The sequence below is a fragment of the Klebsiella sp. MS 92-3 genome (assembly GCF_000195655.1).
GTDB classification, from domain to species: Bacteria; Pseudomonadota; Gammaproteobacteria; order Enterobacterales; family Enterobacteriaceae; genus Klebsiella; species Klebsiella pneumoniae.
Genome location: NZ_GL882770.1, coordinates 170,087 through 175,896 on the forward strand (window position 1 = coordinate 170,087; position 5,810 = coordinate 175,896).

Below are 5,810 nucleotides of genomic sequence, written 5' to 3' on the forward strand. Positions count from 1 at the left end.
GCCGTGGGCTCCCGCCGAGACTTCTCCGGCGGGTGATGACGCCGTGCCGGCGGCCAAAGCGCGCAAAGCCAAGTCAGCCTGAACGCTGGCGGTCAGTCACTGGTCGGTCGGCTCCGATGCTGCCGTCGCACGTACCTTTGCGCATCTTTAGCCATATCTAACATTTCCTGACATCGCGTCGTTTAGGCTGATAACAGTGTTTGTCACCTGAGAGGAAAACCATGGCTAACTGGCTACATCAACTGCAGTCGCTGCTCGGGCAGCAGGGTGCGTCACCGTCCGGCGAGTCGTCAAAAGGGAGCGGCCTGCTGCCCGGCGCCATCGGTGGGCTGGCCGGATTGCTGGTGGCCAGCAAATCGTCACGCAAATTGTTGGCGAAATATGGCACTAGCGCGCTGCTGGCAGGCGGCGGGGCGGTGGCGGGCACGGTGTTATGGAACAAGTATCAGCAGAAAATGCGCGCGCAGAATACGTCCGCCCAGGCGCCTGAGACGGCAGCGGCGCCGACGGATGTCGATCCGCGCAGCGTGCGGCTGATCACGGCCCTGGTATTTGCCGCGAAAAGCGACGGTCATATTGATGACCACGAGCGGGCGAATATTGAAACTCAGCTGCGGGCGGCCAATATTGACGTTCAGGCCCGGGTGCTAATTGACCAGGCGCTGGCCCAGCCGCTGGATCCGCAGCGTCTCGCCGAGGGCATCATCGACCCGCAGGAGGCGCTGGAGATCTACTACGTCAGCTGCGCGGTGATTGATATCGACCATTTTATGGAGCGTAGCTACCTTAATGCGCTGGGAGACGCCCTGGCGCTGCCGAAAGATGTCCGGGCCGATATAGAACAGGATATCCAGTCACAAAAACAAGCGCTAAGCGTCTAAATCATCACGTTTCGCTTGCATCGCTCGCGTCTTTTGCCACCCTTATAGACACGTCATCATTCAGGCGCCACCCTGCGCCCTGAATGCTCTTGTGTCACGATAAAGCAGCAGAAGAATAACATGCCACCTAAAGCTAAACGGATCCCTCACGCCATGACCTTGCATGGCGATACACGCATCGATAATTATTACTGGCTGCGCGACGATGAGCGCGCGCGACCTGACGTGCTGGAGTATCTGCACGCGGAGAACGCTTACGGCAAGCAAGTGATGGATTCGCAGCTCAGCCTGCAGGAGCGTCTGCTGAAGGAGATTATCGACCGCATTCCGCAGCGGGAAGTCTCTGCCCCCTACAGTAAAAACGGCTTTCGCTACCGTCAGGTGTATGAGCCGGGCTGCGAATACGCTATCTACCAGCGGCAGTCGGTGCTGAAAGAAGAGTGGGATGACTGGGAGATCCTGCTCGATGCCAACCAGCGGGCGGCGAAGAGCGAGTTCTACACCCTGGGCGGACTGGGCATTGCGCCCAACAACCAGCTAATGGCGGTGGCGGAAGATTACCTTTCCCGCCGCCAGTACGGCCTGCGCTTTTGCGACCTCAGCAACGGCGAGTGGTACCCGGAAATCCTCGAAAATGTCACCTCCGGCTTTGCCTGGAGCAACGATTCACGCTTTGTTTGGTATGTGCGTAAACATCCCACCACGCTGCTCCCTTATCAGGTCTGGCGCCACACCGTCGGGACACCGGCGCAGAGCGACGCGCTGGTCTACGAGGAAAAAGATGAGACCTTCTACGTCAGCGTGCATAAAACCACCTCCCAGCAGTTCGTGGTAATTTATCTCTCCAGCGCCACCACCAGCGAAGTGCTGCTGCTCAACGCCGAACTGCCAGACGCCGAGCCGGTCTGCTTTCTGCCACGGCGTAAAGATCATGAATACAGTCTTGATCACTATCAGCACGCTTTCTATCTTCGTTCCAACCGGGAGGGGAAGAATTTCGGCCTCTACCGTACCGTACTGCGTGATGAAGAACAGTGGACCACGCTGATCCCGCCGCGTCACGACGTGATGCTCGAAGGATTTACCCTGTTTACCGACTGGCTGGTTGTGGAAGAGCGTCAGCGTGGCCTGACCAGTCTGCGGCAAATTAACCGCAAGACCCGGGAGGTGGTGGGGATCGCTTTTGACGATCCGGCCTATGTCACCTGGCTTGCCTATAATCCGGAGCCCGAAACGTCGCGACTGCGCTACGGCTATTCCTCCATGACTACGCCGGATACGCTGTTTGAACTGGATATGGATACCGGCGAACGAAGAGTGATCAAACAGCAGGAGGTAAAGGGGCTGGATACGAGCTGCTACCAGAGCGAACACCTGTGGGTGACCGCCCGCGATGGCGTCGAAGTCCCGGTCTCTCTGGTCTACCATCGCGAACATTTTCGCAAAGGGAGCAACCCGCTGCTGGTCTATGGCTATGGCTCATATGGCGAGAGTATCGATGCCGATTTCAGCGCCAGCCGGCTGAGCCTGCTCAACCGCGGCTTTGTCTACGCCATCGCCCACGTCCGCGGCGGCGGCGAGCTGGGTCAGCAATGGTATGAAGACGGTAAATTCCTGTGTAAGAAAAATACCTTCAACGACTATCTGGACGTCTGTGACGCGCTGCTTGCCCAGGGGTACGGCGATCCGCGGCTCTGCTACGGCATGGGGGGCAGCGCCGGCGGAATGCTGATGGGCGTGGCCGTGAATGAACGGCCAGAGCTGTTCCATGGCGTGATAGCCCAGGTGCCGTTCGTCGATGTGGTGACCACCATGCTGGATGAAACTATTCCGCTGACCACCGGTGAATTTGAAGAGTGGGGAAATCCGCAGGATGAAACCTATTATCATTATATGAAAAGCTACAGTCCCTATGACGGCGTGAGGGCGCAGGCGTATCCCCACATGCTGGTGACTACCGGTCTGCATGATTCCCAGGTGCAATACTGGGAGCCGGCTAAATGGGTGGCGAAACTGCGGGAACTAAAAACCGACGATAACCTGCTGCTGCTCTGCACCGATATGGATTCCGGACACGGCGGAAAATCCGGGCGCTTTAAAAGCTATGAAGGGGTGGCGCTGGAGTACGCCTTTTTCATCGCCCTGGCGCAGGGGACACTGCCGGGAAAAGCGGCAGTGTAGGCGCTATTCCCCGAGGTAATGCCTGAGCGTCAGGCGCAGTTCGGGGCTCATGCGGTCGAGATTGTTGAATAACCAGCGCAGATAGCCTGGATCGTTTTCAGCAATCTCGGCGACGGCCTTACCCCGGTATTTGCCGAAGGTAAAAGTAGTCAGCAGCGCCGGCCGACCGGTGATATCGGCCATTTCGTCAGGGGTCCAGCCGGAAACATTGATGATATCCAGCAGCAGCGCGGCGGTGATATAGCAGTCATACAGCGCCCGGTGGTGATGCAGTCCCGGCGGCGTAGTCACGTTCAGCTTACGTGACTTATATAACCCCATATTGCTGTATTTGATTCCCGGCCACAGGCGTCGGGCCAGCTTCATCGTACAGATCCCCTCGCCGTGCATCTCCGGCAACACCCGGCGATCGAAGCTGGCGTTATGCGCGACGTACCACGGGCTGCCATGATAGTGCGGAATAATCTCCTCAATCCACGGCTTATCGGCGACCATCTCTTCCGTGATCCGGTGGATAGCCATCGCCTGCGGGCTGATGGGCCGATCGGGACGCACCAGATGGCTCATGGGATTGGTAATTTGCCCGTCGACTATATCGACCGAGGCGATTTCAACGATGCCCCCCTGCAGGCCGCAGGTTTCGGTATCAATGACGCGCAGCATGGCTCGCTCCAGAGCAAAACAATAAGCGTAATGGAATTGGTCGGGCTTGCCAACCGACGGGGAGGAGGCGAGCGCGCATTATTTCTGTTTCGGCTCCCACGGTAGTCGCGAAAGGGAGACGGAGGCCAGCCGATGGGCGATCAGTCGTTCACGGAACCAGTCGCGCAGATGTGCAGGCTGTTCACGCTCGACTAAATCAGCGACCACCGGCATATTGTACCGCTCCTTAAAAGCAACGCCGGCGGCGGCGAGATCGACATTGACTTTATCCATCTCATCTTGCGAAATTTTGGCCAGATTTCTTTCCATCATCCACTCCACTCTGCTTATAAATCCGGTCAGGGCCAGATGCCTGGCTCGACTCTGGCATTATACAGGGTTATTCTCTGTGCTACAGACATAACAAAAGGGAATGACGAATATGCGACTTCTTGCTGGACGCGCGTTGCGTCTCTCCGTTGCGCTTGCCGGGATGTTAACCGCGGCGGGCGCCTTCGCCCACGCTCACCTGCAGCAGCAGCTCCCGACCGCCGGGGCGCAGCTTTCAGCTTCCCCACAGACGCTGACGCTCAGTTTTTCCGAAGGTATTGAACCCGCATTCAGCGGCGTGACCGTCACCGGTCCGCAGCAGCATGCGGTGGCTACCGGAAAACTGACCCGCAGCGCCGATAATCCCGCCGAGGTCACGTTACCTTTGGCGGAAGCCTTGCCGCCGGGAGAGTACACCGTGGCATGGCATGTGGTCTCGGTGGATGGTCATAAAACCAAAGGGCAATATACCTTTAGCGTGAAGTAAGCGATGCTGACCGGGCTCTATATTACCCTGCGCTTTGGGCACTTTATCTCCCTGATGCTGGCTTTTGGCTGCGTGCTGTATGGCGCCTGGTGGGCGCCGGTACCGCTGAGACGCGTGCTGATGCTGCGCTTTTATCCACTACTGCGCCCGCTGCTGCTGATCGGCGCGATCTCTACGCTGGCGCTGTATCTCCTGCAGGGAGGAATGATGGGCGAGGGCTGGACGGATGTCTGGCGACCCGCCGTGTGGCAGGCGGTGGCCGGGACCCGCTTTGGTGGGGTGTGGATCTGGCAGATCCTACTGGCGTGGATCGCACTCGCGGTAGTGTGGATCCGTCCCCGTCACGGCGCCCGCCAGCTGGTGGCCCTGCTGGCGGCACAGCTGCTGCTTTCCGCCGGGGTAGGGCACGCCGCTATGCACGATGGTCTCACCGGCGTGCTGCAGCGGACAAACCACGCTGTGCATCTCTTCTGCGTCGCCAGCTGGTTTGGCGGTCTGTTGCCCTTTATCTATTGCCTGCGCCTGGCGCAGGGGCGCTGGCGGCCGGCCGCGGTCTATACCATGGCGCGCTTTTCACGTTACGGGCATCTGGCCGTCGCCGGCACGATTGCCAGCGGAGCGCTCAATGCGCTGTTGATCCAGGGAGGATTGATTGGCGCATCGCCGTGGGGACGCATGTTGTTGATCAAATGTGCGCTGGTCGCCGGGATGGTGGTAATTGCGTTAGTGAACAGGTATGTTCTGGTACCGCGCATGTCGGCAAGCGGTTCGCAGGCGGAAAGCCTGATCCTGCGAACCACGCAGGCTGAAATAGGGCTGGGCGCGCTGGCGCTGCTGGCCGTCAGTCTGTTTGCCACCTGGGAACCTTATTGAATTAACTGGCAAAATCATGAAAAAAATTGTTCTGACCATGTTGTTACTGGCAAGCTCCGGGGCTGCTCTGGCAGCGCCACAAATTATCACCGTGAGCCGTTTTGAGGTGGGGAAGGAGAGCTGGGCGTTCAACCGGGAAGAGGTCATGTTGACCTGTCGACCGGGTAACGCGCTTTACGCCATCAACCCGAGCACGCTGGTCCAGTATCCGCTCAATGAGGTGGCTGAGCAGCAGGTCAAAGCCGGCAAAACCACCGCGCAGCCGATCTCAGTGATCCAGATCGACGATCCGCAGCATCCGGGACAAAAAATGAGCCTCGCGCCCTTTATCGAGCGAGCGCAGAAGCTCTGCTAAACTTTCTCGCTATCCTGCTGTAATAACATCAAAAAAACCGCCCTTGCCGGACAACGGCAGT

Annotated in this window: 7 protein-coding genes; 5 read left to right on the forward strand and 2 right to left on the reverse strand. The window is 58.5% G+C overall.

The window, feature by feature from the left end; genetic code table 11:
- Positions 1-221: 221 nt before the first annotated feature.
- Together HMPREF9538_RS19750 and ptrB are read left to right on the forward strand one after the other, a co-directional pair.
- Positions 222-881, forward strand: coding sequence for a tellurite resistance TerB family protein (locus HMPREF9538_RS19750; RefSeq protein WP_004145550.1), 660 nt, complete (start codon positions 222-224; stop codon positions 879-881).
- Positions 882-1,001: 120 nt separating this feature from the next.
- A complete protein-coding gene (gene ptrB / locus HMPREF9538_RS19745) occupies positions 1,002-3,062 on the forward strand; it encodes an oligopeptidase B (RefSeq protein WP_032419805.1) in 2,061 nt (686 codons plus the stop codon).
- 3 nt (positions 3,063-3,065) lie between these two features.
- Here the strand turns inward: ptrB and exoX are convergent, their stop codons facing one another.
- A complete protein-coding gene (gene exoX / locus HMPREF9538_RS19740) occupies positions 3,066-3,725 on the reverse strand; it encodes an exodeoxyribonuclease X (RefSeq protein ID WP_009484455.1) in 660 nt (219 codons plus the stop codon).
- Positions 3,726-3,803: 78 nt separating this feature from the next.
- On the reverse strand, positions 3,804-4,034 hold the full coding sequence (locus HMPREF9538_RS19735) for a DNA polymerase III subunit theta (protein ID WP_002911406.1): 231 nt from the start codon (positions 4,032-4,034) through the stop codon (positions 3,804-3,806).
- A gap of 112 nt (positions 4,035-4,146) precedes the next feature.
- On the opposite strand from HMPREF9538_RS19735, the gene yobA reads away from it, so the two are divergent.
- Genes yobA through HMPREF9538_RS19720 form a run of 3 tightly spaced genes read left to right on the forward strand, consistent with a single transcriptional unit; the run spans position 4,147 to position 5,749 of the window.
- The gene (gene yobA, locus HMPREF9538_RS19730; RefSeq protein ID WP_020316569.1) at positions 4,147-4,521 is read left to right on the forward strand and encodes a CopC domain-containing protein YobA; all 375 of its coding nucleotides are present in this window, start codon (positions 4,147-4,149) and stop codon (positions 4,519-4,521) included.
- A gap of 3 nt (positions 4,522-4,524) precedes the next feature.
- Positions 4,525-5,394, forward strand: coding sequence for a copper homeostasis membrane protein CopD (copD, locus tag HMPREF9538_RS19725; RefSeq protein WP_004189267.1), 870 nt, complete (start codon positions 4,525-4,527; stop codon positions 5,392-5,394).
- Positions 5,395-5,410: 16 nt separating this feature from the next.
- Positions 5,411-5,749: a YebY family protein gene (locus HMPREF9538_RS19720; RefSeq protein ID WP_002911404.1), complete on the forward strand. Its 339-nt coding sequence runs from the start codon at positions 5,411-5,413 to the stop codon at positions 5,747-5,749.
- Positions 5,750-5,810: the final 61 nt, after the last annotated feature.

Excerpts from the sequence above, each read along its gene's own strand:
- copD (WP_004189267.1), top strand. The coding sequence starts at position 4,525 with ATGCTGACCGGGCTCTATATTACCCTGCGCTTTGGGCACTTTATCTCC.
- ptrB (WP_032419805.1), top strand. The coding sequence starts at position 1,002 with ATGCCACCTAAAGCTAAACGGATCCCTCACGCCATGACCTTGCATGGC.
- HMPREF9538_RS19720 (WP_002911404.1), top strand. The coding sequence starts at position 5,411 with ATGAAAAAAATTGTTCTGACCATGTTGTTACTGGCAAGCTCCGGGGCT.
- yobA (WP_020316569.1), top strand. The coding sequence starts at position 4,147 with ATGCGACTTCTTGCTGGACGCGCGTTGCGTCTCTCCGTTGCGCTTGCC.
- HMPREF9538_RS19735 (WP_002911406.1), bottom strand. The coding sequence starts at position 4,034 with ATGGAAAGAAATCTGGCCAAAATTTCGCAAGATGAGATGGATAAAGTC.
- HMPREF9538_RS19750 (WP_004145550.1), top strand. The coding sequence starts at position 222 with ATGGCTAACTGGCTACATCAACTGCAGTCGCTGCTCGGGCAGCAGGGT.
- exoX (WP_009484455.1), bottom strand. The coding sequence starts at position 3,725 with ATGCTGCGCGTCATTGATACCGAAACCTGCGGCCTGCAGGGGGGCATC.